Annotated in this window: 26 protein-coding genes; 7 read left to right on the top strand and 19 right to left on the bottom strand. The window is 73.0% G+C overall.

Going from position 1 to position 25,666, the window contains the following annotated elements; all coding sequences use genetic code 11:
* Positions 1-9: 9 nt before the first annotated feature.
* Positions 10-738 carry a hypothetical protein gene (locus ACZ6TV_RS20930; protein ID WP_465298863.1) on the bottom strand — a complete coding sequence of 243 codons (729 nt, stop codon included), beginning with the start codon at positions 736-738 and terminating at the stop codon, positions 10-12.
* A 153-nt stretch (positions 739-891) separates the two neighbouring features.
* On the opposite strand from ACZ6TV_RS20930, the gene ACZ6TV_RS20925 reads away from it, so the two are divergent.
* Together ACZ6TV_RS20925 and ACZ6TV_RS20920 are read left to right on the top strand one after the other, a co-directional pair.
* A complete protein-coding gene (locus tag ACZ6TV_RS20925) occupies positions 892-1,125 on the top strand; it encodes a DUF2795 domain-containing protein (RefSeq protein ID WP_465298862.1) in 234 nt (77 codons plus the stop codon).
* A 58-nt stretch (positions 1,126-1,183) separates the two neighbouring features.
* Positions 1,184-4,129, top strand: coding sequence for an AfsR/SARP family transcriptional regulator (locus ACZ6TV_RS20920; protein ID WP_465298861.1), 2,946 nt, complete (start codon positions 1,184-1,186; stop codon positions 4,127-4,129).
* On the opposite strand, the gene ACZ6TV_RS20915 is transcribed toward ACZ6TV_RS20920, so the two are convergent.
* Positions 4,085-5,716 (bottom strand): RecQ family ATP-dependent DNA helicase, encoded by a 1,632-nt coding sequence (locus ACZ6TV_RS20915; protein ID WP_465298860.1) that lies wholly within the window; start codon positions 5,714-5,716, stop codon positions 4,085-4,087. The genes ACZ6TV_RS20920 and ACZ6TV_RS20915 overlap by 45 nt on opposite strands.
* A gap of 29 nt (positions 5,717-5,745) precedes the next feature.
* On the opposite strand from ACZ6TV_RS20915, the gene ACZ6TV_RS20910 reads away from it, so the two are divergent.
* From ACZ6TV_RS20910 to ACZ6TV_RS20900, 3 genes are all read left to right on the top strand, one after another.
* A complete protein-coding gene (locus ACZ6TV_RS20910; RefSeq protein WP_465298859.1) occupies positions 5,746-6,831 on the top strand; it encodes an S-(hydroxymethyl)mycothiol dehydrogenase in 1,086 nt (361 codons plus the stop codon).
* 119 nt (positions 6,832-6,950) lie between these two features.
* On the top strand, positions 6,951-7,556 hold the full coding sequence (locus ACZ6TV_RS20905) for a PadR family transcriptional regulator (RefSeq protein WP_465298858.1): 606 nt from the start codon (positions 6,951-6,953) through the stop codon (positions 7,554-7,556).
* Positions 7,556-7,738 carry a hypothetical protein gene (locus tag ACZ6TV_RS20900; protein ID WP_465298857.1) on the top strand — a complete coding sequence of 61 codons (183 nt, stop codon included), beginning with the start codon at positions 7,556-7,558 and terminating at the stop codon, positions 7,736-7,738. The genes ACZ6TV_RS20905 and ACZ6TV_RS20900 overlap by 1 nt, the downstream gene beginning before the upstream one ends.
* Positions 7,739-7,848: 110 nt before the next feature.
* On the opposite strand, the gene ACZ6TV_RS20895 is transcribed toward ACZ6TV_RS20900, so the two are convergent.
* The 16 genes from ACZ6TV_RS20895 to ACZ6TV_RS20820 all read right to left on the bottom strand — a co-directional run bounded on the left by ACZ6TV_RS20895 (position 7,849) and on the right by ACZ6TV_RS20820 (position 23,111).
* Positions 7,849-8,727 (bottom strand): DMT family transporter, encoded by an 879-nt coding sequence (locus tag ACZ6TV_RS20895; protein WP_465298856.1) that lies wholly within the window; start codon positions 8,725-8,727, stop codon positions 7,849-7,851.
* A gap of 10 nt (positions 8,728-8,737) precedes the next feature.
* Entirely contained in the window at positions 8,738-9,619 is an 882-nt protein-coding gene (locus ACZ6TV_RS20890) for an AraC family transcriptional regulator (protein WP_465298855.1), read from the bottom strand.
* Positions 9,620-9,765: 146 nt separating this feature from the next.
* The gene (locus ACZ6TV_RS20885; RefSeq protein ID WP_465298854.1) at positions 9,766-10,509 is read right to left on the bottom strand and encodes an energy-coupling factor ABC transporter ATP-binding protein; all 744 of its coding nucleotides are present in this window, start codon (positions 10,507-10,509) and stop codon (positions 9,766-9,768) included.
* Complete coding sequence (gene cbiQ / locus ACZ6TV_RS20880; protein ID WP_465298853.1) at positions 10,506-11,270, bottom strand: cobalt ECF transporter T component CbiQ; 765 nt, start codon at positions 11,268-11,270, stop codon at positions 10,506-10,508. Before cbiQ ends, ACZ6TV_RS20885 begins: the two co-directional genes overlap by 4 nt.
* Before the next feature lies 1 nt (position 11,271).
* The gene (locus ACZ6TV_RS20875) at positions 11,272-11,619 is read right to left on the bottom strand and encodes a PDGLE domain-containing protein (protein ID WP_465298852.1); all 348 of its coding nucleotides are present in this window, start codon (positions 11,617-11,619) and stop codon (positions 11,272-11,274) included.
* Entirely contained in the window at positions 11,616-12,320 is a 705-nt protein-coding gene (locus ACZ6TV_RS20870; protein ID WP_465298851.1) for an energy-coupling factor ABC transporter permease, read from the bottom strand. Before ACZ6TV_RS20870 ends, ACZ6TV_RS20875 begins: the two co-directional genes overlap by 4 nt.
* A gap of 64 nt (positions 12,321-12,384) precedes the next feature.
* Positions 12,385-13,851, bottom strand: a complete 1,467-nt coding sequence (locus ACZ6TV_RS20865) for a GGDEF domain-containing protein (protein ID WP_465298850.1) — start codon at positions 13,849-13,851, stop codon at positions 12,385-12,387.
* Between the two features lie 66 nt (positions 13,852-13,917).
* Entirely contained in the window at positions 13,918-14,571 is a 654-nt protein-coding gene (locus ACZ6TV_RS20860; protein WP_465298849.1) for an ABC transporter ATP-binding protein, read from the bottom strand.
* Positions 14,568-15,296 (bottom strand): ABC transporter ATP-binding protein, encoded by a 729-nt coding sequence (locus tag ACZ6TV_RS20855; RefSeq protein ID WP_465298848.1) that lies wholly within the window; start codon positions 15,294-15,296, stop codon positions 14,568-14,570. Before ACZ6TV_RS20855 ends, ACZ6TV_RS20860 begins: the two co-directional genes overlap by 4 nt.
* Positions 15,289-16,236, bottom strand: coding sequence for a branched-chain amino acid ABC transporter permease (locus tag ACZ6TV_RS20850; RefSeq protein WP_465298847.1), 948 nt, complete (start codon positions 16,234-16,236; stop codon positions 15,289-15,291). Before ACZ6TV_RS20850 ends, ACZ6TV_RS20855 begins: the two co-directional genes overlap by 8 nt.
* Positions 16,233-17,102 carry a branched-chain amino acid ABC transporter permease gene (locus tag ACZ6TV_RS20845; protein ID WP_465298846.1) on the bottom strand — a complete coding sequence of 290 codons (870 nt, stop codon included), beginning with the start codon at positions 17,100-17,102 and terminating at the stop codon, positions 16,233-16,235. The genes ACZ6TV_RS20850 and ACZ6TV_RS20845 overlap by 4 nt, the downstream gene beginning before the upstream one ends.
* Before the next feature lie 5 nt (positions 17,103-17,107).
* Positions 17,108-18,292, bottom strand: a complete 1,185-nt coding sequence (locus tag ACZ6TV_RS20840) for an ABC transporter substrate-binding protein (protein WP_465298845.1) — start codon at positions 18,290-18,292, stop codon at positions 17,108-17,110.
* A 68-nt stretch (positions 18,293-18,360) separates the two neighbouring features.
* Entirely contained in the window at positions 18,361-18,936 is a 576-nt protein-coding gene (locus ACZ6TV_RS20835; RefSeq protein WP_465298844.1) for a GTP-binding protein, read from the bottom strand.
* A complete protein-coding gene (locus tag ACZ6TV_RS20830) occupies positions 18,933-19,328 on the bottom strand; it encodes a roadblock/LC7 domain-containing protein (protein ID WP_354786646.1) in 396 nt (131 codons plus the stop codon). Before ACZ6TV_RS20830 ends, ACZ6TV_RS20835 begins: the two co-directional genes overlap by 4 nt.
* A 32-nt stretch (positions 19,329-19,360) precedes the next feature.
* Positions 19,361-22,129, bottom strand: coding sequence for a sensor histidine kinase (locus ACZ6TV_RS20825; protein WP_465298843.1), 2,769 nt, complete (start codon positions 22,127-22,129; stop codon positions 19,361-19,363).
* Positions 22,130-22,454: 325 nt separating this feature from the next.
* Positions 22,455-23,111: an aldolase/citrate lyase family protein gene (locus ACZ6TV_RS20820; protein ID WP_465298842.1), complete on the bottom strand. Its 657-nt coding sequence runs from the start codon at positions 23,109-23,111 to the stop codon at positions 22,455-22,457.
* A gap of 121 nt (positions 23,112-23,232) precedes the next feature.
* Here ACZ6TV_RS20820 and ACZ6TV_RS20815 point away from each other — a divergent pair, with 121 nt between their 5' ends.
* Together ACZ6TV_RS20815 and ACZ6TV_RS20810 are read left to right on the top strand one after the other, a co-directional pair.
* Positions 23,233-23,673 (top strand): hemerythrin domain-containing protein, encoded by a 441-nt coding sequence (locus tag ACZ6TV_RS20815; RefSeq protein WP_465298841.1) that lies wholly within the window; start codon positions 23,233-23,235, stop codon positions 23,671-23,673.
* A gap of 45 nt (positions 23,674-23,718) precedes the next feature.
* Positions 23,719-24,597, top strand: a complete 879-nt coding sequence (locus tag ACZ6TV_RS20810) for a helix-turn-helix domain-containing protein (RefSeq protein ID WP_465298840.1) — start codon at positions 23,719-23,721, stop codon at positions 24,595-24,597.
* Between the two features lie 313 nt (positions 24,598-24,910).
* On the opposite strand, the gene ACZ6TV_RS20805 is transcribed toward ACZ6TV_RS20810, so the two are convergent.
* Positions 24,911-25,636: a TetR/AcrR family transcriptional regulator gene (locus ACZ6TV_RS20805; RefSeq protein ID WP_465298839.1), complete on the bottom strand. Its 726-nt coding sequence runs from the start codon at positions 25,634-25,636 to the stop codon at positions 24,911-24,913.
* Between the last annotated feature and the right edge of the window lie 30 nt (positions 25,637-25,666).

The following is a 25,666-nucleotide window of genomic DNA, read 5'->3' as shown; positions in this document are numbered from 1 at the left end:
AGGCGGACGTCACCAGTCCTTGATCCACGTCACCTTGGTGTCGAGCCAGTCGTTGAGGCGCGCGACCTGGTCGACGTCGGTGTCCAGCCAGCTGACCTGGCCGGTGATGGCGAGGATCGCGAACACCACGGCGGTGCCGCTGAACAGCACGCCCAGGGTGCCGGTGCCACGGCCGGCGACATGCCGGCGGGCGCCGGCGATGATCCCGCCGAAGGACAGCAGCAGGCCGAGCGCGCCGAGCGGCAGGGCCCAGACGGCGAGCAGGCCGGTGAGGGCGGCCGCGACGGCGACGACACCGACGACGAGGCCGAGCGTGGACAGCAGGCTCGCGCGGGCCGGGCGGCCCGTCTCGACCGGCACGACGTCGGCGTCGGCGTCGGGGGCCGGCTCGCGGTCGATGACCGGCTTCATGGTCGTGGTGTGAGTCTCCCGGCGGTCGGCGATGCCGTCCCGGTCGGTGTCGGTGTCGGTGACGCCGGACAGCGGCCCGACGGCGGGGATGCGGTGGGTGCGGTCCGACGTGCGGAGCCGCTTCGACTCGACCCGGTCGTCGATCCCGTCGCCGTCCTTGTCGAGACGGTGGTCGAGGGTCCGGTCCTCGACCCGGTCGTCGATCCCGTCGTGGTCCTTGTCGAGACGGTTGTCGAGGGTCCGGTCCTCGACGCGGTCGTCGACGCCGTCGCCGTCCCGGTCCACCTGGGCGTTGCGCCCGCCGAAGAGCTGCCCGATGCGTGCCACGTGTGTTCACCTCCTGTGAAGCGCCCGGCCGCACACCCGGGGGGTTTCGGAGCGCGGCGGATGGGGCGGATGTCGATGCGGGTACCCAACGCCGCCTCACCTCAATCGGGTGTCATTCGTTTGGTGGTGGTATGCCCGGGTATCGCCGCTGACATGGAGCCAGAACTCACGCATGACGAGATCGAGGCGCGCAGCCGTCTCGGCCGGTACATCCCCATGGCCAGCCTCCCGGGCGACCGCGACGACCTGATGGCCGGCGCCTCCGAGCTCAACGCACCCGACGACGTGCTCGCCGAACTGGAGCGGCTGCCGGAGGACGAGCTGTTCGAGACGGTGAGCGAGGTGTGGGCCGCGCTCGGCCATCGCAACGAGGACGCGCACCACTGATCCAACGGGCCGGGATCCCCGTGCACGGCCCGGCCACCAGGCGCTAGCGTGCCGTCGCGTGGAGTGTTCCGTGCTGGGTCAGGTCGAGGTGATCGTCGACGGCTGCCCTGTCGACCTCGGCGGACCCCGCCAGCAGCTGATCATGGCGGGGCTGCTGTTCCACGCCGGCCGGGTCGTCACCGTCGCGGACCTGGTGGATCTCGTCTGGGGCGACGAACCGCCGGCGACCGCCCGCAACCAGCTGCAGACGGCCGTGTACCGGATCCGCCGCATCCTCGGCACCGGCGGCGGCGCCCTGCATACGGACCCGGCCGGCTACCGGATCGTCGTGCCCGGCGACCGGCTCGACCTGACCCGGTTCCGGGCCGCGCTGCGCCAGGCCCGCGCCGAGCCGGACCCGGAGGCCGCCGCCGCGCACTACCGTGCGGCGATCGACGAATGGCACGGCACCCCGTTCGCCGGCCTGCCCGGTCCCGTCGTCGGCCGGTGGCGGGACACCCTCACCGAGCTGCGCTGGGCCGCGACCGAGGAGTGGGCGGAGACGCTGCTCACCCTGCGGCGCAACCGTGAGGTCATCGAGCGGGTCGCGCCGCTGGCCGCCGCCCACCCCATGCGGGAGCGTCTCGCCGGGGCGCTGATGACGGCGCTGCACCGCGACGGCCGGCAGGCCGAGGCGCTGCAGCTGTTCCGGCGCACGGTCGACGCGCTGCGCGACGAGCTCGGCGTCGACCCCGGACCGCACCTGCGCGACCTGCACCTGGAGGTGCTGCGCGGGCCGGCTGAGCGGCCACGGCCGGCGACCGGCGCGCTGCCCCGGGTCGTCGACCGGCTCCGCGGCCGGCAGGCCGAGACCGACCGGCTGCTGCGTGCGGCCCGCGGCGCGTACCAGGTGATCGTCATCGACGGGATGGCCGGCGTCGGCAAGTCCACGTTCGCGGTGTCCGCCGCCGAGGCGCTGCGCACGGACCACCCGGACGCACAGCTGTTCGTCGACCTGCACGGGCACAGCGACGGCGACCCCGTGTCCCCCGCCGACGCGCTCGGCCTGCTGCTCGCCCAGCTCGGCGAGGCGCCGCCGCGCATCCCCGACGAGCTGCCCGCGCGGCAGCACCTGTGGCGCCGCGCCCTCGCCGACCGGCCGGCCGTCGTGGTCCTCGACAACGTCGCCGGCGCGGAGCAGGTGCGCCCGCTGCTGCCACCGTCCGGAGCGCCGTGCGTGGTGCTGGTGACGAGCCGCACCCGGATCGGTCCGATCGACGGCGCGTTCCTGATGAGCCTCGGCCCGCTGCCGGTCGCCGACGCGGTGGCGGTCCTGCGCGACGCGATCGGCGAGCGGGCCGACGCGGCACCGGACGCGGCCGCGGAGGTCGTCGAGCTGTGCGGGCGGCTGCCCCTCGCGGTCCGGTTGATCGCGCACCGGCTGCAGCACCGTCCGCAGTGGAGCGTGCCGGCGATGCTGGAGCGGCTGCGGGCCGCGGACCCGCCGCCGATCGCGGTGTCCGCCGAGGGGCGCAGCGTCGCGGCGGCGTTCGACGTGTCGTACCGGCAGCTGAGCGAGCCCGAGCGGCGCTGCTTCCGGCTGCTGGGCGTGCACCCCGCCGGCGAGTTCGAGGCGTGGCCCGCCGCGGCGCTCACGGAGATGCCGGCGCCGCGGGTCCGGGACCTGCTGGATCGGCTCGTCGAGGTGCACCTGCTGCAGGAGCATCAGCCCGGCCGGTACCGGCTGCATGATCTGATGCGCGAGTTCGCAGCGACGTTGGTCAGCACGGTTGAACGGACCACGGCGCTGCCGCGGCTGCTCGACTACTACCTGCACACCGTCGTGACGGCGAACAAGCATCTGGAACTGCGCAGCGACGAGCTGCCGGACGTCTCCCGCGACACGGTCATCCGGCCGTTCGCCGACGGCACCGAGCGGCTGACGTGGATGCGGGCGGTGTGGCCCACGGTCGTGGCGCTCGCCGACGAGGCGCACCGGACCGACGCGCACCGGCACGCCGTGCTGCTGCACCGCGCGTTGTGGCGGTTCGCCAACAACGAGGGACGCTCGGTCGTCGTGGAGCGGCTCGGGCGGCAGGCGATCGCGTCCGCGCGGGCCATCGGCGACGACGTGCTGATCGCCCTCGCGTGCAAGTGGCATGCCGGCACGATGCTGCGATTGTGCCGCGCCGGGGACAGCATCGAAAACCTCCCCGAGGCCGCCTCGCACTACGCCGCTGCGAACATGCCGCAGCAGCTCGCCTGCGTCGAGGTCAACCTGGGAGTCGTCTGCCGGGGAGTCAGGCGGCTCGACGAGGGCATGGAACATCTCCGCACCGCCGCCGCCCTGTTCGGCGACGCTGCCGACCCCAGCAACCTGCTACGGCTCTACGAGTCCGGCGCCATACTCCTGCTGCTGGGCCGGCCCGAGGAGGCCCGGCTGGAGCTGCGGGACGCCATCGTCGGGTTGCACCGGCACGGCAAGGTCCTGCAGGTGACGACCGTCGCTACCGAGTTCAGCAGGACACACATCGCGCTCGGGCACGCTCGGCTGGCGCTGCTGCTGTTGCGCCGCGTCCACCGGACGTCCCTCGACCTCGGCAGCATCGCCGGCTCCGCGGAGACGCTCAGCACGATCGGCCGGGCGCACGCCGCCCTCGGCGACCTCGACGAGGCGTTGCGCTGCCAGCTGGAGGCGGCCGAGCAGGTCCGGGACCTCACCGACCCGTTCTACGAGCCGGGCATCCGCAACGACCTGGGCGGCACGCTCACCCTCCTCGGCCGCACCGCGGACGCGGCCGCGCACGAGCGGGCACTGCGGCTCACCGCGCGCACCGGGCAGCGGTACGAGGAGGCCCGCGCGCACGCCGGGATCGCCGACACGCTGCGCCGCGACGGCCGCGACGACACCGCGGCCCGCGGCACCGCCCGGGCCCTGTTCCTCACCTGCGGGCTCGACGAGGAGGCGGCCGCGCGGGCCTCAGAGCCGGCGCAGCAGCTTGTGCTCCTCCACGACCGGCACTGACAGCGTCTTGTAGCCGACCTCGTCGAACAGGACCGTCATCTGCTCCCCCGCGTAGGACAGCACGACGCCCTTGCCCCATTCGGCGTGGCGGACCTCGCTGTGGATGGGGAACGGCACGTCGCCGGCGGCGTCGAGGCCGGCCTGCGCGCTGCCGTCGAGGCAGTTGTCGCAGTGCCCGCACGTGCCGTCGAGGTGCTCCCCGAAGTACGCGAGCAGCGCCTGGCCGCGGCACAGCTCCGTCTCGGCGAAGTTGCGCATCATGTCGAGGCGGGACCGGGACACCGTCTGCTGCCGCTCCGCCTGGGCCTCGGCGAGCTCGGCGGACCTCGCCGGCGTCGGCGCCCAGCGGGGCGCCTTCACCTTGCTGCCGTGCAGCAGCTGCGCGCCGCCGACCTCCTCGAGGAGGCTCAGCAGCTGGCCGAGCTTGCGGGCGCCGAGGCCGGTGCGCTCCTCCAGCTCGTCGCGGGTGATCGCGTCGGGGGCGACGGAGCGCAGCAGCGCCGCGAGGGAGCTGACCTCCTCGCGGTCGACGGACACGTTGGTGAAGAACTTCCGCAGGCCCGTGTCCTCGGTGCGGTGCAGCAGCAGCACCTGCGCCGACTGCCCGTCGCGGCCGGCCCGGCCGATCTCCTGCAGGTAGGAGTCCGGCGAGTCCGGCAGCGAGATGTGGTTGACCCAGCGGATGTTCGGCTTGTCGATGCCCATGCCGAACGCCGTCGTCGCGACCATGATCTCGACCTCGTCGGCGAGGAACGCCTCGTGCGCGCGTTCGCGGTCGCCGGCACTCATCCCACCGTGGTACGCGACGGCGGGCATGCCCTCCTCGACCAGGCGCTCGGCGAGCTCCTCGGTCGCCCGGCGGGTCGGCGCGTAGATGATCCCCGGCGGCGTCGACTCCTTCAGCCGGGCGAGCAGCCGGCGGAACCTGGTCTGCTCGTCGGCGCAGTGCACCGACTCGAGGAACAGGTTCGGCCGGTCCAGGCCCGTGACGACGATCTCCGGGTCCCGCATGCCGAGCCGCTCGACGATGTCCTCCCGTACCGGCGGGGAGGCGGTGGCGGTCAGGGCGACGATCGGCGGGCGGCCGAGCTCCCGGATGAACTGCCCGAGCTGCAGGTAGTCGGGGCGGAAGTCGTGGCCCCACGCGGAGACGCAGTGCGCCTCGTCGACCGCGACGAGGCTCGGCTTCAACGCCTTGATCTGCGCGACGCGGGCCGGGTCGGCGAACTGCTCGGGCGTCAGGAAAACGAACTCGGCGTCGCCGGCGCGCAGCGCCTCCAGGGCCTCCTCGCGCTCGGCCTTGCCCTCGGCGGAGGACAGCCGCACAGCCTGCAGCGACGCCTGGTTGCGCGCGGTCAGCGACGCGATCTGGTCCTGCTGCAGCGCCAGCAGCGGCGAGATGACGATCGTCGGCCCGGGCAGCAGCGGCGCCGGCACCTGGTAGATCGCGGATTTGCCGGCACCGGTCGGCAGCACGGCCAGGGCGTCCCGCCCCGCCATCAGCGCCTGCATCGCCGTCACCTGCTCGTCGCGCAGCCGGTCCCAGCCGAAGCGTTCCTTCGCGATGCGCCGCAGGTCGTCCGTCATCTGTGGATTCCTCTGGTAGGACGGGAGGTATGCCTATCGAAACACAGGGCGTCGTCGCCCTCGGCAAGGGCCGCCCCGTCAGCCTCGAGACCGTCATCGTCCCCGATCCCGGCCCCGGTGAGGCGGTGGTGGAGGTCCAGGCGTGCGGGGTCTGCCACACCGACCTGCACTACCGCGAAGGCGGCATCGGCGAGGACTTCCCCTATCTGCTCGGCCACGAGGCCGCCGGCATCGTCTCCGCGGTGGGGCCGGGCGTCACCGACGTCGCGCCCGGCGACTTCGTCATCCTCAACTGGCGGGCCGTCTGCGGGCAGTGCCGGGCCTGCCTGCGCGGGCGGCCCTGGTACTGCTTCAACACCCACAACGCGAAGCAGAAGATGACCCTCGCCGACGGGACCCCGCTGTCGCCGGCGCTCGGGATCGGCGCGTTCCTCAAGTACACCCTCGTCGCCGCCGGTCAGTGCACGAAGGTCGACCCGCGCGCCTCGGCGAGCGTCGCCGGCCTGCTCGGCTGCGGTGTCATGGCCGGTATCGGCGCGGCGCTCAACACCGGCAACGTCTCGCGCGGCGACTCGGTCGCGGTCTTCGGCTGCGGCGGGGTCGGCGACGCCGCGATCGTCGGCGCGGTCCTCGCCGGCGCGAGCACCGTCATCGCGGTCGACGTCGACGTACGGAAGCTCGCGTGGGCGCAGGAGTTCGGCGCGACGCACGTCGTCAACTCCCGCGAGACCGACCCGGTGGCGGCGGTGCGGGCGCTGACCGGCGGCTTCGGCGCCGACGTCGTCATCGAGGCGGTGGGCCTGCCGCAGGTGTACGAGCAGGCGTTCAACGCCCGCGACCTGGCCGGCACCGTGGTGCTCGTCGGGGTGCCCCGCCCGGACATGCAGCTCACCCTGCCGTTCCTGGACGTGTTCGGCCGCGGTGGCGCGCTGAAGTCCAGCTGGTACGGCGACTGTCTGCCGTCGCGGGACTTCCCGATGCTGATCGACCTGTACCTGCAGGGCCGGCTGCCGCTGGACAGGTTCGTCAGCGCGACCGGCGGCCTGGGCGATGTCGAGGCGGCGTTCCACGAGATGGAGGCCGGGACGGTCCTGCGGACGGTGATCGTCCTGTAACGCACATATGGGGATGTAGCGGGCAGGCCCTTGTTGCCGATAGGTTCCCGATATATCGTCGAACTATCAACGACAGTCGGCAACAGGTCGGCGACCGTTCGACGATTGGAGAAGTGATCATGCGATCACGACACGGAGCACTGCTCTTCGACGCCGGCGCCTGGCACCGCGGCTTCGGCGGCTTCATCCCGCCCTTCCCTCCCGGCGGCGGCCCCGGTGGCCGCGGCGGCTGGGGTCAGGGGCACGGCCGCGGCGCGGGTCGCGGCGGCTGGGGCGGCAAGGGCACGGGCCGGGGCGGACGCCCCAACGTGCGCCTCGCCGTCCTGGCCCTGCTCGCCGAGCGCCCCATGCACGGCTACGAGATGATCCAGGAGCTGGAGACCCGCACGGGCGGCATCTGGCGGCCGAGCCCCGGCTCGATCTACCCGACGCTGCAGCTCCTGGAGGACGAGGGCCTCATCACGGCCGAGGAGCAGGGCGGCCGCAAGCGCTTCGTCCTCACCGACACCGGCCGCCCCGAGGCCGAGGCCGCGGCGCAGAACGCGCCCTGGCAGGAATACGGCGACGAGAACGTCTCCCAGGCCCAGGAGTTCCGCGACGCCGCGCTCGGCATCATGGACGCGCTGCGCCAGGTCGGCTTCAACGGCACCGCTGAGCAGCGCGCCCAGGCCCTCGAGGTCCTGACCGAGACGCGCCGCAAGCTGTACGCGATCCTCGCCGACTGATGCCCGCGGCGGCCGGCGCACCGCCCGCGGACCCGCGGGCGGTGCGCACCGAACCCGGGCCCCCGCCCGCGCGGCGGGGCCCGATCAGTCACGGACGCCTGCCCCTGCTGATGCAGGGCCGCCTCTACACCCTCATGTACACCTGCATGCTGCTGCACGCCGGCAAGCGGCGGCCGCGCTAGCCGGCCGCCGCCTGGGCCCGCCGAGCCGGTCCCAGCACACCGCACTCCACGGTCCGGCAGGGTGGCGGCTCGGAGACGGACCACGCCCGTGCGGCTCAACCAGTGCCTGGTCAGGCGGGGGCGGGTTCGGAGGCCGGGACCGCCGGGGTCCTGCGGCGGGTGGCGAGGAACGAGCCGGCCAGGATCAGCACGAACGCGCCGACCGTCAGCGGGGTGATCTCCTCGCCCAGGACGGCGGCGCCGAGGACGACCGCGACGGCCGGGTTGACGAACGTGATCACGGTGGCGCGGACGCCGCCCACCTCGGCGACGAGGGCGAAGAACAGCACGAAGGCGAGCGCCGTGCAGACGACCGCGAGGGCGGCGGCGGCCAGGGCGGGAGCGGGGGTCACCGTGCGGGCCAGGTCCGGCAGCCCCGTCACCACGAACGGGGCGAAGAGCAGCGCGCCCGCGGCCAGGGAGACGGCCGAGACGCCGTAGCGGGGCACGTCGGAGAGCCAGCGCTCGATGATCAGGGGGCCGGTCGCGTAGCAGACGACCACGCCGAGGAGTTCCAGGAGCGGGATCGCGCCGCCGGTACCACCGTGGAAGCCGACGAGCAGGCCGACGCCGGCGAATCCGGTCAACAGGCCCGCGACCCGCGTGCCGGAGAGGCGTTCGCGGGCGATGAGGGCGGCGACCAGCGGGACGCCCGCGATGACGAGACCGGTGAGGGCGCTGTCGACCTCCTGCTCGGCATGGGACAGCAGCAGCCAGGGGATGCCGACCTCGACGACGGTGTACGCCAGCAGCGGCAGCCACGGCCGCAGCGACGCCCGGACCTCCTTGCGGTACAGGGCGATGGGCAGCAGCAGGAGCGCGCCGACGGCGGTGCGGACGAAGACCAGCTCGGCGGGGCCGATGTCGCGGACGGCGACCTTGATCAGCAGGTACGGCACGCCCCACACGACGGACATGGCGATGAAGAGGATCCAGCCGCGACGACTCATGCCGACAGCGTCACGCGTGCCGGCGCCCGGGGTCTTGAACGGAGTTGCGGAAGGCGGCCGGGGTGACGCCCGTCACCCGCTTGAACCAGCGGGTGAGGTGGGCCTGGTCGGCGAAGCCGACGCTGCTGGCGACCTGGGCGGGGGTGAGACCGGCGGCCAGGAGGTGGCGGGCGCGGCAGACCCGCTCCAGGACGAGCCAGGTGTGCGGCGGGAAGCCGGTCGCCTCGCGGAAGACGCGCAGCATGTGGAACGGGGACAGGTCGACGCCGGCGGCGAGCTCCCGCAGGGTCGGCGCGCAGCGCAGGTCGGCGGTGAGCCGGTCGCGGATCTCGGCGACCTTCCGCACCGCCGCCGGATCCCGGACCGGCAGGACCGGCACGCCGGACGGGTCCGCAGCCGTGGACCCGTGCCGGTGGACGACCGCGGAGAGCGCCCACGTCAGCTTCGAGTGCGCGGCGAAGGCGTCCAGGCCTGAGGTCAGCGACTCGTGCGCCGACCGCACGAGGTGCACGGTCCGCGGGTCGTGCACCACGGCCGTGGCGAAGTGCGCCCTGGGCGTGGCCTCGAACAGCAGGTCCGGGGGCGGGTAGAAGACCCGGTAGGCCCAGCCGGTCGGGGCGGCGGCCTGACCGTCGTGCGGCTCGTCCGGCTCCAGGATCGCCAGGCTGCCCACGCCCGCGCGGTGCAGCGCACCCCGGTAGTGGAACTGCTCGACCCCGCAGACCACGACCCCGATGGCGAACGTCGAGTGGCTGTGCCGGGTGAACGCGTGCCGCTGGTAGTCGGCGGTGAGCAGGTCGACCTGGAAGCGCCCGTCGTCGACCCTGGTCCACTGCGCCGAGTCGGTCGTGCCGCCACCTTCCGCTACGCTCCAGGCGTCGGCCTGACCCAAAAACTGTCACATGACGAGCGACCCGAGACGCTCCGCTGGCCGCTCATGCCGCCACCTTCCGCTACGCTCCAGGCGTCGGCCTGACCCAAGAACTGTCACATGACGAGCGACCCGAGACGCTCCGCTGGCCGCTCATGCCGCCACCTTCACGCGGTCACGGTGTACCCGAACGGCAGCTCCAGGCGGTGCCGTTCGAGCAGGTCACCGTCGGCGAGCAGGTCGCGGGTCGGCCCGTCCGCGGCGATCCGCCCGTCGTCGAGGACGACCGAGCGCGGGCACAGCTCCAGCGCGTAGGGCAGGTCGTGGGTCACCATCAGCAGCGTCACCGGCAGCGACAGCAGGATGGCGGCGAGCTCCCGCCGCGACGCCGGGTCCAGGTTGGACGACGGCTCGTCGAGCACCAGGATCTCCGGCCGCATGGCGAGGACGGTGGCGACGGCGACCCGGCGGCGCTGCCCGAACGACAGGTGGTGCGGCGCCCGGTCCCGGGCGAAGGCCATCCCGACGGCGTCGAGGGCCTCGTCGACGCGTTCGGCCAGGTCGGCGCCGCGCAGGCCGAGGTTGGCCGGGCCGAAGGCGACGTCCTCGGCGACGGTCGGCATGAAGAGCTGGTCGTCGGGGTCCTGGAAGACGATCCCGACGCGGCGCCGGACCTCCTTGAGGCCCGCCCGGTCGCGGGGGTCGACGGCGAGCCCGCCGACCTCGACGCCGCCGGCGGTGGCGGTGTGGATGCCGTTGAGGTGCAGCACGAACGTGGTCTTGCCGGCACCGTTGGGGCCCAGCAGGGCGACCCGCTCCCCCTGCGGCACGGTGAGGTCGACGCCGCGCAGCGCCACGTGCCCGTCGGGATATGCGAAGTGCAGGCCGGTCACCCGCAGGGATGGCGTCACGCCAGCAACGCTACCGTCGCGATCGCACCGGCGACGACGGGCACCGTGGCGGCGGCCGCCCACTGCCCGGCGGTCGCGCCGCCGCCGGCCAGGGCGAGAGGGATGCGCCCCTCGTAGCCGCGGGAGATCATCGCCAGGTAGACGCGCTCGCCGCGCTCGAACGCGCGTAGGAACAGGGCGCCGATGCCGCTGGCGAAGCCCTTGATCTGCCACAGGTAGCGGGGGTCGTAGCCACGGGAGCGCTGCGCGACCCGCATGCGGCGTCCCTCGCCGGCCATGACGTCGAGGTACCGCAGCATGAACGTGGCGATCGAGGTGATCATCGCCGGGCAACGCAGCCGGTCGAGGCCGAGCAGCAGGTCACGCGGGGTGGTGGTGCCGGCGAGCAGCAGCGAGGACAGCACCCCGAGGGTGCCCTTGGCGAGGATGTTCCACGTGCCGTAGAGGCCGTCGACGGACAGGCTCATGCCGAGCCAGTGGACCCGCTCGCCGCTGCCGAGGAACGGCAGCGCGAACGCGAACAGGATGAACGGCAGCTCGATCAGCGAGCGCAGGGCCAGCCGGCCCAGGCCGATCCGGGCGGTGAGGGCCACCGCCACGATGACGGCGAGGTAGGCGCCGAACGCCCAGAAGGCCTCCCGCGGTGTCGCGACGACAGCGACGGTGAACAGGACACTGGCGGCGATCTTCACCTCGGGCGCCAGCCGGTGTACGGGCGAGTCGCGGTGCACGTAGAGCGCGTGGCTGTGCCCGGCGCCCACGTCAGGCCGTCTGCTTCTTGCGCCCGGCGCGCAGCAGCCAGAAGACGCCGCCGCCGATCGCGAACGTGGCGGCGACCCCGATCACGCCGGACAGCCCGGTGGAGAGGAAGTCGTTGCCGACGCCGCGCAGCCCGTACCCGGACAGTGGGCTGTCCTCGGTCTGGTTGCCGGTCTCGCCCTGGGCCATGCAGGTGCCGCCGGTGATGTTGTCGTGGGCGTCGAAGGTGCAGCCCTCGCGGGCCACCGAGTCGAGGCCGTCGGGGTGGCCGGAGGCGAAGTTGCTGACCACGCCGGCGAGCAGCAGCGCGGCGATCAGCCCGCTGAGGATGAACCAGGATGACTTCTTCATACCGAGACCGCCTCAGTGGTGACCGGACGACGCTGCAGGTTGCGCACGGCGTAGACGAGGTCGGGGCGGACCTTCGCCACGTAGGTGACGGTGAGCGCGGTGATGATGCCCTCGCCGAGGCCGATCAGCACGTGCGTGCCGGCCATGGCGGCGGCGATCCCGCCGAGGGAGCGGCCGACGTCGACGGCGCCGCCGAGGTAGTACTGCAGGACGAAGCCCTGCGAGGCGACGGTGACCGACACGACGCAGGCGACGACGGCGGTCGCGGTCAGCGTCCACGTGCGCCGGGGCAGGACCCGCAGCAGGCCGGCGACGACCAGGTAGCCGGCGGCGGTGCCGAGCAGCGCCATGTTGGTGACGTTGAGGCCGAGCGCGGTGACGCCGCCGTCGCTGAAGATCAGGGCCTGCACGACGAGGACGATCGTGACGCAGATCGCGCCGAGATAGGGCCCGACGAGGACGGCGGCGAGGGTGCCGCCGAGCAGGTGGCCGCTGACCCCGGGCAGGACCTGGAAGTTGAGCATCTGCACGGCGAAGATGAACGCCGCGACCAGGCCGGCCATCGGCACGAGCCGGTCGTCGAGCTCCCGGCGGCCCTGGACGAAGCACAGGGCGAGACCGGCGAGGGCGATGCCGGCGAACAGCAACGCGATCTGGTTGTCGATGATCCCGTTGGAGATGTGCATGGCTACCGCAGGCATGCCCTGGAGCTTATTGCCGATCCGGCGTTGTTGCCAAGAGCTTGCAACAACGCCGAAACGAAGATCAGGCGAGAATCCTGGTGTCCCTGGTCGTCGGCGTCGCGTCCGCCAGGTGAACACGGTTCCGGCCGTTGTGTTTGGCGTGGTAGAGCGCCTCGTCGGCGCGGCCGACGACCTCGTCCGCGGCCTCCACGGCGTCCCACCGGACCAGGCCCGCGGAGAACGTCTGCCCGCTCGGGGTCACCCCACGCAGCCGGTCCAGGACCCGCGCCGCCTCGTGCGGGGCGGCGCCGACGAGGAGCACGCCGAACTCCTCGCCGCCGTAGCGGGCCAGGGTGTCGCCGGGGCGCAGCAGCGACCGCCACGCGGCGGACGCCTCCTTGAGCAGCCGGTCGCCGGCCTGGTGGCCGTGGGTGTCGTTGAAACGCTTGAAGTGGTCGAGGTCCAGCAGCGCGACGCAGATCTCGGCGCCGCTGCGGCGGGCCTTGGCCATCTCCCGCTGCAGCTCCATGTCCCAGGCCCGGCGGTTGGGCACACCGGTCAGGCCGTCGTTGTGGGCGAGCGCCTCCAGCTGCGCCGCCTGGTCGCGCACCTGCGCCACCAGACCGGACATCCGGGCCACCACCAGCAGGAACAGCACGACGGAGCCGGCGCTGATCGCCTTCCAGTCGACGTCGGCGGGATCGGTGAGCCCGTCGTAGACGAGCATCGCGGGCGCCAGCAGCGACGTGGTGGCGAGCACCCCGATGCGCTGGCGGTGGAAGCGTTCGGCCCGGTCGGGGGCCACCTCCGACAGCGACCGCATCGACGGGTGCAGCGCGGCGGCGCCGAACAGCACGTAGGAGGCCATCCACCCGGCGTCCATCGCGCCGCCGTCGTAGACGGCGATCGTGTTGACGACGCTGTACAGCACGTCGGTGCCGAGGTTGAGGCAGAACCCGCCGACGAGGAACCGGTAGCTGGCACCGCGCCCGCCGGGACTGGTCATCAGCCTCAGCAGCATCGACAGCAGCAACAGGTCACCGGCGGGCGCACCGAGCGAGACGATGCGCGCGAGGAACCCGATCGAGTGGTCCTCGGCGATCGGGCGCATCATGAACGTCCAGGTCAGCAGCGCCAGACCGGTGGAGATGATGAGCGCGTCCTGCAGACCGGCGCGGTCCCTGCCGGAGACCCGGCCCTTGATCAGGATGAAGATGCCGGCGGCCAGGACGGGGATCCCGCCGAGGTAGAAGATGTCCGCATACGACGGGAAGGTCTCGTCACCCAGCGCGTAGTAGCGGTAGACCCACACGAAGTCGCCGACGGACCACATCCCGACCCCGGCCGCGACGCAGTACCAGACCGACGCCCGGACCGGTTCGTTGCGCCGGATCCCGATGAGGACGGCCAGGACGCAGGCGGCGGACAGGGCCGGGTAGAGCAGCGCGCGCTGGACACTACCGGCCGGGAGCGCGTAGTAGACGACGATCACGAGCGTCCCGCACGCGATCCAGAGCTGCCACGGTGCGGGACGCCGGATTGTTGCCATACCTGCCAGTTCGGCGGGCACCGGGTGCACGTGAGACGTTCACGGTTGCTTACCGGTGACGGCGGGTCATGCCGCGCTCGGGGCGTCGCTCCTCGTCGTCAGGGTGCCGTTCTCCAGCTGGACGAGCCGTTCGGTGACGGCACGCGCGTGTTCGGGCTGCTGCTCCACCAGCAGCACGGTCAGCCCCGTGCGGGTCAGTTCGGCCACGACGGCCCGTACCCGGGCGGCGAGGTCGACGGCGAGGCCCTCGCACGGCTCGTCGAGCAGCAGCAGCCGCGGCTGGGTCAGCAGCGCCCGGGCGATCGCGAGCATCTGCGCCTCGCCGCCGGACAGCTGGTTTCCCTTGTGGGTGAGCCGCTCGCCGAGCCGCGGCAGGAGTCCCAGGACCCGCTGCCGGCTCCACTCCCCCTTGCGCCCGGACAGTGCGAGATGCTCGGCGACGGTGAGGCTGGCGAAGACGCGGCGGCCCTGCGGCACCAGCGCGACACCGGCCCGGGCGATCCGGTGCGCGGGCCGGCCGGCGAGCTGCGTGCCGTCCAGCCGGATGCTGCCGGAGCGGGCCTTCACCAGGCCGGCGATGGTGTGCACGAGGGTGGTCTTGCCGGCGCCGTTCATCCCGAGCACCGCAAGGGCCGCGCCCTCCGGGACGACCAGGTCGACGCCGTGCAGGACGGTGCCGCCGCCGTACCCGGAATGCAGGCCCTCGATCGTGAGCGTCATGGCGCGACTCCCGCGTAGGCCGCCGCCACCTCGGGCGAGGAGCGGGTCTCCGGGACGGTGCCGGTGTGCACGTGCCGCCCGGAGTGCAGCACGGTGATCCGGTCGGCGAAGCCGTAGACCAGGTCGAGGTGGTGCTCGACCAGCAGGATCGCGACGGTGAGCGGCAGCGACGCCAGCAGCGACGCGAGGACCTCGACCTCCGGCGGGGCGAGGCCCGCGGCGGGCTCGTCGAGCAGCAGCAGGCGCGGCTCCCCGGCCAGGGCCATCGCCAGCTCGAGCTGCCGGCGCTGCCCGTGCGACAGCGCACCCGCCAGGGTCTGGTCCACGTCGTGCAGCCCGACGCCGTCGAGCAGCTCCCGGGCGTGCTCGCGGGCCTTGACCCGGCCGGCGCGCAGCCGCCCCCACGGGCGGCGCGCGGCGACGAGCACGTTGTCCACGGCCGGCAGGCTCGACCACACGGCCGGGTGCTGGTGGGTGCGGCCGATCCCGAGCCGGGCCCGGCGGGCCGGCGCGAGCCGGGTCACGTCGCGGCCGTCGAAGCGGATCCGGCCCGCGGTCGGGCGCAGCGACCCGGCGACGAGGTTGAGCAGCGTGGACTTGCCGGCGCCGTTCGGGCCGATCAGCCCGACCCGGTCGCCGGGCGCCAGCCGCAGGGTGACGTCGTCCAGCGCGGCGAGGTCACCGTACCGGCGACCGAGCCCTTCGATCTCCAGAAGCTCACTCATGCGCCGACCGCTTTCCTAGCAGGCCCCTGGGCAGGAGGTACACGCAGAGGATGAACAGGGTGCCGAGCACCAGCGGCGCGTGCCCGGTCAGGCGTTCGTCGGTGCCGGTGAGCCAGTCCCGGGTCGCGACGACGAGCCCCGCGCCGAGCAGCGCGCCGACGAGCGACGTGGCGCCGCCGATGACGACCGCGAGCAGGACGAGGGCGGAGACGTCGAAGCCGCCGTCGCCGGGCGAGACGTACCGCTCGACGGTGACCAGCAGCGCGCCCGCCGAGCCGGCGAGGGCACCGGCGGCGACGTAGGCGACGGTGAGGTAGCCGGCGACGGGGTGCCCGCTGGCCCGCATCCGGTGCTCGCCGTCGCGGGCGGCCCGCAGCATCGCCCCGGCCGGTGAGCGCAGCACCAGCAGCACGATCCCGACGAGCACCGCGACGACGGTGAGGACGTAGAGGTACGTGGCCCGGTCGGTGCTCAACGTGACCAGGCCCGGCAGCGGGGCGGGCGACGCGAAGGCGAGCATGCCGTCGGTGCCGTTGGTGACGCCCTTCCACCGTCCGGCGACGATCGAGGTCAGCTCGCCGAGCGCCAGGGTGATCATGAGCACCACGACGCCCCGCGCGTAGACCACGAGCGGCGCGGTGACCAGCGCGAACAACGCCCCGGCCGCGGCGGCCGCGAGCAGCTGCACGACGCCGATCGACACGTCGTGCCGCACGAGGGTCGCGGCGGTGTAGGCGCCGACGAGGTACGGCGCGGTCTGCCCGAGCGTCGGCAGGCCCGCGACACCGGTGAGCAGCGCGACGCTGACGGCGAGCAGCCCGATGACGAGGATCCGGGTGAGCGTCTTGGTGGCGTATTCGTCGAGGACCCACGCGAGGGGCAGCAGCACGACGATCAGCGCCGGGAAACCCAGCGGCGCGAGGCGCTTGAGGAAGGTCATGAGGCGGTCCGCCCGGACGGCAGCAGGCCACGGGCGCGGGCCGCGAGGACGAGCGCCATGGCGCCGAAGAGGATGAACGGGGCGATCGTGGGGGCCGCGGTCACCCCGACGGTCTGGATCTCCCCGACCGCGATCGCCGCGACGAGCGCGCCGCCGATGGAGCCCATGCCGCCGAGCACGACGACGACCAGCGACAGCAGCAGGACCAGGTCGGCGGTACGCGGGCCGGGCCCGATGATCGGGGCGCCGAGCGCGCCGGCCAGCCCGGCGAGGGCGCCGCCCGCGGCCAGGATGCCGGTGCGGACCATGAACGGGTTGACGCCCAGCGTGGCGACCATGTCGCGGTCGTCGACGGTGGCGCGCACCAGGCTGCCGACCCGGGTGCGGGCGACGACGAGGTACAGCACGACCGCGATCAGCGCGGCGACGCCGATGAAGGCGAGCCGGTACCCGGGATACGAGTGCCCGGCGATGTCGACCGGCCGGTCCAGGCTCTTCGGGACGGTGACGGGCAGCTCGTCGTGGCTGAAGACGGCGACGAGCAGGTCGCCGACGACGAGCGCGACCCCGAACGTGAGCAGCGCCTGGGCGAGGTGGCCGCGCCCGGCGAGCGGCACGAGCAGCGCCGACAGGATCGCGCCGCCACCCGCCGCGGCCGCGGTGCCGACGAGCACCGCGATCGCGAGCGAGGACCACGAGCCGTCGCTGACCTTCGCCGCCGCGTAGGCGCCGAAGGCGAACAGCGTGCCGTGGGCGAGGTTGAGCACGTCACCGACGCCGAAGGCGAGGGTGAGCCCGGCGGCGACGACGAACAGCAGCAGGCCGTAGGCCACGCCGTCGACCGCCGGGATCAGGTATGCGTCCAACTCGGTCAGGAACCGACCGTCGCGAGGTCCTGCACCATCACGTTGGCGAGGGCCCGGCCGTCGTTGCGCACCTGCCGCAGGTACCACTTCTGGATCGGCGAGTGCGTCTTCGGGCCGAACTGCCAGTTGCCGCGCGGCGAGGAGATCTGGCCGAGCTTGCCGACGGCGGCGTTGATCGACTCGGGGGTCGGGTTGTCGCCGGCCGCGGCGATCGCCCGGTCGAGGACGGCGGCCGCGTCGTAGGACGCCATCGCGTACTCGGTCGGGGTCACGTCCGGGTGCTTCTGCCGCCACGCCGCGACGAACTTGCGGTTCTCCTCGTTGTCGAGGTCGGGCGAGTAGTTGCACACGTTGAGGATGTTCTTCGCGGCGTCGCCCTGCGCCTGCAGGACCGTGCCCTCGGTGAGGAAGCCCGCGGAGTACAGCGGGATGTCCTTGGCGTCGGACTGCGCGTACTGCTTCACGAAGTCGATCGCGGCCTTGCCGGCGTAGAACGTGTAGATCGCCTTGGCGTTGCTCGCCTTGATCTGGCTGAAGAACGGCAGGAAGTTCGTGGTCTGCGGGAACGGCGTCCAGGTCGCCTTGCCGTTGACGAGCGTGCCGCCGAGCTTCGTGAACTCGGTGGTGAAGCCGCCGACCTGATCGTAGCCACCCTGGTAGTCCGGGCCGATCGCGTAGACCGGGCCCTGGACCTTGTCCTTGATGTACTGCGCGATGGCCTGGCCCGCGTCGGTGGACATGAAGCTCGTCGTCCACACGCCGCTGAGGTCCTTGAGCTCCGGACGGCCGTTGGACCCGATCAGCGGGATCTTCGCCTCGGCGAGCAGCGGCGCGACGGCCGCGACCGAGCCACCGCCGACGATGCCGGTGAGCGCGACGACCTTGTCGTCCTTGATGAGCTTCGTCGCGGCGGGCACGGCGGTCGGCGCGCCGTCGCCCTCGTCGGCGATCTTCAGGTCGATCGGGTGACCGCCGAGCTTGTTGTCGTGCGTCGCCAGGTACAGCTCGAAACCGGCCTTCAGGTCGGTGCCGACCGCCTGGTAGGTGCCGGAGAGGGAACCGAGGAACCCGATCTTCAGGGTGGAGGCTGCGGCGCCGTTGGAGGACTTCGCGTCAGATTCGGCGCAGCCGGCGGCTGCGACCAGCAGTCCGGCGGCGAGCACCGCACTGACCAGCGATCGTCGTTGCATGGTTCTCCTATGTGTCTGTGCGTTCGCGGTTGTGAAGCTCGGTGACATGGGGGAAGTTCACCGGTGGTTCAGCGGCGGGCGCCGGTGCGCTGCGCGAGCGCGTGCTCGGTGACGGCGACCAGGATCTCCTTGGCCGACGCCCGGGAGCGGACATCGGCGTTGATCATCGGTACGCCGCGGCTCACGGCGAGGGCCTCGCGGACGTCCTCGAGGTGGTACTTGGACGCGCCCTCGAAGTGGTTGACCGCGATGACGTACGGCAGCCGCCGGTTGTCGAAGAAGTCGATGGCGCCGAAGCAGTCGGCGAGGCGCCGCGTGTCGGCGATGACCACGGCTCCGATCGCGCCGCGGCACAGCTCGTCCCACATGAACCAGAACCGCTTCTGCCCGGGCGTGCCGAACAGGTAGAGCACGAGGTCCTGGTACAGCGTGATCCGGCCGAAGTCCATGGCGACGGTGGTGCTGCCCTTTTCCGGCACGAGGGTGGCGTCGTCGTGCCCGAGGCTGGCCGCGGTCATCACGGCCTCGGTCGTCACCGGAGGGATCTCCGAGATGGACCCGACGAGGGTGGTCTTGCCGGCGCCGAACCCGCCCGCAATGATGATCTTGACTGCGGTCGGCCGGCCGCGTCCCGGCGCCGTCATGCCGGCGCCCCACGCACCGACGGCGACAGGGCGTCGCCGATACGGTTGGCCAGTTCGGTCATCTCGTAGGACACCTTGCCGACGTCGGCGTGCGGCGAGGCCAGCACCAGCAGCGAGGCGCCGTCGCTGAACGCCATGCAGAACATGAAGCCGCCGTCGAGCTGCGTGACGTTGGAGATGACGCTGCCCGCCTCGAAGAACCGCGCCGCGCCGGCGAGCAGCGCGACGAGACCGCTGCCGGTCGCGGCCAGCTGGTCGGCCCGGTCGCGGGGCAGGGCGCGGGTGTGCGCCAGGACCAGCCCGTCGGTGGAGATCGCCAGCGCGTGGCTGACGTCGGGGGTGCGGCTCGCAAAGTTGTCCAGCAGCCAACCGAGATTACTCGGGTCGGTCACAGAAATGGTCCTCTCTTGCTGTTCTTCGTGCGTCAGGAGCCGGCCGGCCGTCGACCGGCCACACCGCGGGCATAGGCGGACATCGCGGCGGCGACCTTGGAGGGGTCGCGACGCGGTGCGGAGCGGTCCGCCTGCGACGGTGCGGCCGCACCGGGCACCAGGTGCCGCTGCGGCGCGCGGACCGGAAGGCCCGACGCGGTGACCGAACTGACGTCAGGGGTGGCCGCCTCCTGGGCCGCCCGCCAGCCGGCGTCCGCGCTGGACTCCCAGTTCTGCGGCTCGGCGGGAGCGGCTACTGGCACCGGCGGGGCCGAGTACCCGCTGGGGACGGCCAGCTCGACCGGCGTCTCCGTGCGGAACCAGCCGTTGACCGACTGGAAGATCGGCAGCTCGATCGAGTCGTCGGCGTCGGCGAGGATCGACGGCACGTCCGGCTCCGGCAGCGGCGGCCAGGCGCCCGGCCCCGGCGGCATCGCCGTCGCGGTGCGGTTGTCCCGCGGTGCCGGAGCGAACTCCTGCACCACCTGCGCGTACTCCTGCTGCACGGGCTCCTGGCGGGCGTGGTCCTGGCTCGGGGTGGCGACCCGGAACTCCTGGGTCGGCACGTCGAACAGGCTCGGCGGCGCGGTCCGCGGTGCCGGCGTGAACAGCTCCGCGACGACCGGGCGGGCGGGGCCGCCGCCGTTGCCACCGTTGCCGCCGCCGGCCGCGGCGTACCCGGCCGGTACGCCCGCGCTGATCGCCGGCGGGAGCTGCGGCCCCCGCTCCGAGGCCATGATCGGCCGGAACACGTCCTTGGGGATGACCACCTCGGCGAGCGTGCCGCCGTGCTGGCCGGGCCGCAGCTGCACCTCGATCTGGTACCGGGCGGCGATGTGCCCGACCACGGTGAGACCCATGGCACGCACGGCGGCGATGTCGATCGCCGGCGGCTGGGCGAGCAGCTCGTTGAGCTGCGCGCGGCGGGACGGCGCGAGCCCCACGCCCTCGTCGACGATCTGCAGGATGATCCGGTCGCCGAGCGCCCGGCCGGTGACCCACACCTCGGACTCCGGCGGCGAGTAGCCGGTCGCGTTGTCCAGCAGCTCGGCGAGCAGGTGCACGATCTCGTCGACGGCCTCGGCGACGACCGCGACGTCGTCGTCGACGCTGCCGAAGCGGACCCGGGTGTAGTGCTCGATCTGCGAGATGGCGGCCTGCAGGACCTTGCCCATCGGGGCGTCCTCGCGGCGGACGCGGGCCGCGCCGGAGCCACCGAGGACGAGCAGGCTCAGGTTGATCCGGGCCATCCGGGTGGCCAGGTGGTCCAGCTGGTACAGCTGCTGGAGCCGGTCCGGGTCGGTCTCGTCGCGCTCGACCCGGTCGACCTGGGCCAGGACCGCGTCGACCAGTCGCTGCTCGCGGCGCGACAGGTGGACGAAGATCTCGGCGACGTTGGAGCGCATGACGGCCTGCTCACCGGCGATGCGGACCGCCTCGCGGTGGACCGCGCGGAAGGCCTGCGCCACGTCGGCGACCTCGTCCGCGCCGCCGACGACGAGCTTCGCCGACGCGCGGTCCGCGACCTCGTCGGGGTCGACCGTGCCGGGCGCCGCGGCGCGCAGCTCGGAGACGACCGCGGGCAGCTGGTCGTAGGCGACCTCACGGGCCGCGTCGTGCAGGGCGCGCAGGCGCCGGGTGATCCGGCGGGCCACGACACCGGTCAGGACGATGGCGATGAGCAGCACCAGGGCGACGCCGGCGATCTGGAACCCGGCCTGGGTCATCTGCTCGTCGCGCAGGTCACCGACCTTCGCCTCGATCTCGTCGTCGATCTTCTGCTGTACCTCGAACAGCAGGCCCGACCAGCCCGACATCGCGTTGATCCAGCCGCCGGTGTCCAGGGCGACCTGCTGGCCGGGGCGGGTGCGGTTGACCTGGTCCTGCAGCCGCTGCGCGGCGATGACCTGCTCGCCGGTGCTGGCCTGCTCGTACCAGCTGCGCCACTGCGCCGGGGCGAGGTCGTTGAACTGGACCGTCGACTCGACGAAGCTCGTGCGGGTCGCGGTGATCTCCTGCTGGAGCGCGGGGGTCAGCTCGCCCGCGGCGACGGCGCGCAGCACGGCCGCCTGCTGCTGGCCGAGGGCCTCCGCCGCGCGGGACAGGGCGGCCGCGGCGCGGATCTGGTCGGCGAGCTCGGTCGGGGCTCCGGAGCGGGCCACCGACTCCCGGTAGGACAGCAGGTCGGCGATCAGGATGCGGTAGCTGAACGCGATACCGGACACCGACGCGCGCTGGTCCTCGCGGACCTGTTTGCGCAGGCTGCCCATGGCGGCGAGGTTGTCGTCGACGCGGCGGACCACGTCGGGCACCTCACTGACGCCCTCGCGGCTCTCGCGGTACGCGTCGATGTTGTCGTCGGTGATCATCACCTGTGACGAAAACGCCTCGAGCTGCGCCGATGCCGGGTTGAGCAGCACGTTGACGGCCGCGGCCCGCTCGCGCTGCAGCGCGTGGGCCAGACCGCCGGCGTCGGAGGCGAGCGCCGAGAGGTCCTGCAGCTGCCGGCTGCGGTTCACCTGCTGGACGGTGGTCACCAGGGCGATGCCGGCGAACACCACGACGGCGACGAGTGGCAGGGCGACGATGAGGCGGAGCTGGTCGATGATGCGCCGCCCGGGCCGCTCGCGCCGGCCCTGCGGTTCGCGCTGCGGCGCGGTCGCGGGGGCGGCGTGGCGGGTCGGGCGACGATCGGGACTCAGCCGAGGGTCGCGCTCCTGCCGGGGAACGGGCAGTGACGACGTGCTCTGGCTTTGGGTCACGAAGAGTCCCCGCAGGCATCCGAGATTGACAATACGGGTCAGTCCTGACAAGCAGGCGCATGACGTTGAGCACAATCACAGCTCGGCCGATCGGTGTCAATACCGACGTCGTCCGTGCAGCGACGAACGCCTCTTTTTTCCTCATCCGTTGGGCCGGTGTCCATGAACCCATACGGACCCTAACGGCTGCCACCGCCTGGATATGGCCTGCTCCCGGGACGCCCGGCGCAACACCGACGTTTCGGGGTTTTTACGGTACGGAAATACTCACCCAGCGCATTGTCGACAGCACAAAGGGTGATCGTTTGTCATGAGCCACATAATCTCATGCCAATGTGGATGCGTTTGCGAATACGTTGTTCGCGATCCGCACCTGCGCCTCGTCCAGGCACGTCCGGCCACGGAAGCCGAGCCTGCGCAGGGCGCGGGCCGACGATTCGCCGTCGGTCCCGGCGGGGCACGACGTGGCGATCGGCGGCGCCAGACCGGCGGCCGCCGCGGCCATCACGACCATCGACCGGGCCCACAGCAGCTCGCGCTCGTCCTCGCCCGGCTCGACCCCGAGCTGCCGGGTCAGCGGCCCCTCGGCGAGCTGGAGGCGGGCGACCCTGGGCGCGCGGGCGATCTCCGGGGCCTGCAGCACGGCGGCGGCGGTCTCCAGGCGCGGGACGACCGCGATCCGCCCGACCGGCAGGCGGGCGGTCTCCTCCGCCTCGGCGATGACGGCGCCGAGGGCGGCGACCTCGCTGGCCGACCGAGCGGCGACGCAGACGCCGGCGAGGGCGGGCGAGACCACGGTCCGCACGGCCTGCCACCCCGCGTCGGCGCCGTCCAGCCGGGCCCAGACGGCCGGGCGGGCCAGCTCCGCGACCCACTTCCCCACCGCGGCGGGATCGCCGGCGCGTTCGAGGTCGACGACGAGCGCGTCCGCCTCGCTGCTTCCGACATTTCGGATATCGGGGATATACAGCCACGACCTCATGCTTCGATCATCGACCGGGAGCGCCGCCGCCGCACGCGCAAGGTGCGTTTTGACCGTTTAGCCCCTCTTGCTACCGGGTAGCGGTGCACGCTGAATGGTGACCGCGACGACAGGGGGAGTCATGGCAACCGACGCCGTCACGCTGATCATGAACGACCACCGGATCATGGAGCAGCTCTTCGACCGGCTCAGGGCCGGCGCGGGCGACCGCCAGCTGCTGCTCGACGAGATCGCCGCCCGGCTGACCGCGCACAGTCACGCCGAGGAGCTGCAGGTGTACCCGTCGCTGCCGGCAGAGATGGAACACCACGGCGCCGACGAGCACCACGAGGCCGAGCGGATGCTCCACGACCTGCAGCGGATGGGTCCCGCCGACGAGTCGTTCGGCACCAGGCTCGACGACTTCATCGCCGCCGTCGGCCACCACGTCGAGGAGGAGGAGACGTCGGTGCTCCCCGCGCTGCGCGACGCCGTCGACCCGGACCGCCTCGTCGAGATCGGTGCCGCGTTCGAACAGGTCCGCCTCGAAGAGCTCGCCGTCGCCGGGATCAGCGTGTCCTGAGGGGTCTGGAGCCCGTGGCCGGGCTTGGGTACAGTCGTGCAGGTCATGGTGCTTCTCAGGGCTTCACCGACCGCGGCCGTCGATGCGGCGCGGCTCAGTGACCTGCCCGCACACCCGGGCCCGCAGCGTGCCCAGGACCACGTGGTCATCCTCGCCAGCACCGGGCAGGGCACCCACACGCTGGACTTCGTGACCCACCCGTGCCGGCCGGGCACCCTGCTGTGGGGCCGCCCGGGCCAGGTGCACCAGTTCGGCGGCCAGGCCGGCTTCGACGCGACCGTCCTGGCCTTCCCGCCCTCGACGCTGCCGGCCCTGCCGCCACTGCCCGTGCGTTACGTCGCCGACCCGACCACGCCCGCCTGCTGGCAGCCGGCCGGCGAGGACGAGGAGGCGATCGTCGCGGAGATCGCGCAGATCGCGGTCGACCGGGCCCGCAGCGACGGCGGGGAGCTGAGCCGGACCCTGCTCGCGCACCAGGTCGCGGTCCTGCTGATGCGCATCGTCGCCCTCGCGCCGCCGCCGCGCACCGGCCCCGCCGCCGCGCTCGTCGACCAGCTCCGCGCCGAGATCGAGCGCGACGTCACGCACCGGCGGGTCGAGGACCATGCCGAGCGGCTGGGCTGCTCCGTGCGGACACTGACCCGGGCCAGCCTCGCGGTGACCGGGCGCAGCGCGAAGCAGCTCGTCGACGAGCGGATCGCCCTGGAGGCCAAACGACTCCTCGCGACCAGCGCACTGCCGGTCGCGGAGGTCGGCCGCCGGCTCGGCTTCGACGAGCCGACGAACTTCGGCCGGTTCTTCGGCCGCGAGACCGGCCAGGCGCCGGGCGCGTTCCGGGCGGGCCTGCTGCGCTCCCCCGCCGCGCCCCGCGTGCCGCACCAGCCGTCGTCGCTGCCGGGCCGCCTGACCCCGCGCACCGCCTGACCCCGCGCACCGCCTGACCCCGCGCACCGCCTGACCCCGCGCACCGCCTGACCCCGCGCACCGCCTGACCCGCGCTGCCTGACCCCGCGCGGGGTCTGACATGGCGGGCCGCCTGACATGGCGCGCTGCCGGGCCCGCCCCTCAGCGCCCGGCCGGCGCACCCTCTCAGCGCGCCTCCTGGCGCCGTCGTCAGCGCCCTCCTCGGCGGGGCCTCCCACGCCGCCGTCAGCGCCTTTCAGCGCCTCCTGGCGCCGCCGTCAGCGCGCTGTCGACGCCGCCGGAGGCGTCGTCGGGCCGGCCGCCGCCGAGGCTGTCACGGGTCGGTGAGACGGCAGCCGGACGGGCCGTCGGGGACCGGGATCGTCAGCTCGCTCGCCGCCTCCTCGCGGCCCACGAACGGCACCAGCGTGTAGTACGCGAGCATCGGCAGCAGCGCCGGGAGCTGCTCGACCCGGCCGGCGGCGACGTAGCGGTAGATCGTCGCGTAGATGCCGCCGACGACCGTCTCGACGAGCTCCTCCGGCATGGGCAGGTCACCGGCGCTCGGCGCCTCGCTGAAGAACCGGTCGAAGCGGCGCAGCAGCGCGGCGCGCTCGGCCCTGGCCAGGGGCCCGGCGGCGTCGATCTCGACGACCGCCGTGGTGGCGAACGCCGGCAGCTCCGCCAGGACCTGGAGCAGCACGCGCAGCGCGGCCCGGGCACCGTCGCGCCAGGCGGGCTCCGCGCGGTACGCGGACTCCATCAGGTGCAGCAGGAGGTCGGTGCCGTGCCGGTACGTGGCGATCAAGGCGTCGTCCTTGCCGGCGAACAGCGCGTAGAACGCGGGCCGGGTCACCCCGGCGGCACGGCAGATGTCGCTGACCGTCGCGCTGGCGTAGCCCTTGCTGGCGACGGTGTGCACGACGGCGTCGAAGAGTCGCTCCCGCTGGTTGGCCGCGACGACCTCCGGCGGCACCCGGCTCGGGCCGCGTTTGATGGCGCGGGACGGGTCGCGCGCCTCACGGGCTCCGGGCAGCGGGCTCAGCGGTTGATCTGCCATGCCGTCAAGTATCGATCAGGCGCGCTGCAC

The organism is Dactylosporangium sp. NPDC051087 (assembly GCF_055586325.1).
Note: the sequence above shows the minus strand (reverse complement) of the source record. Positions and strands in the feature narration are given on the sequence as shown.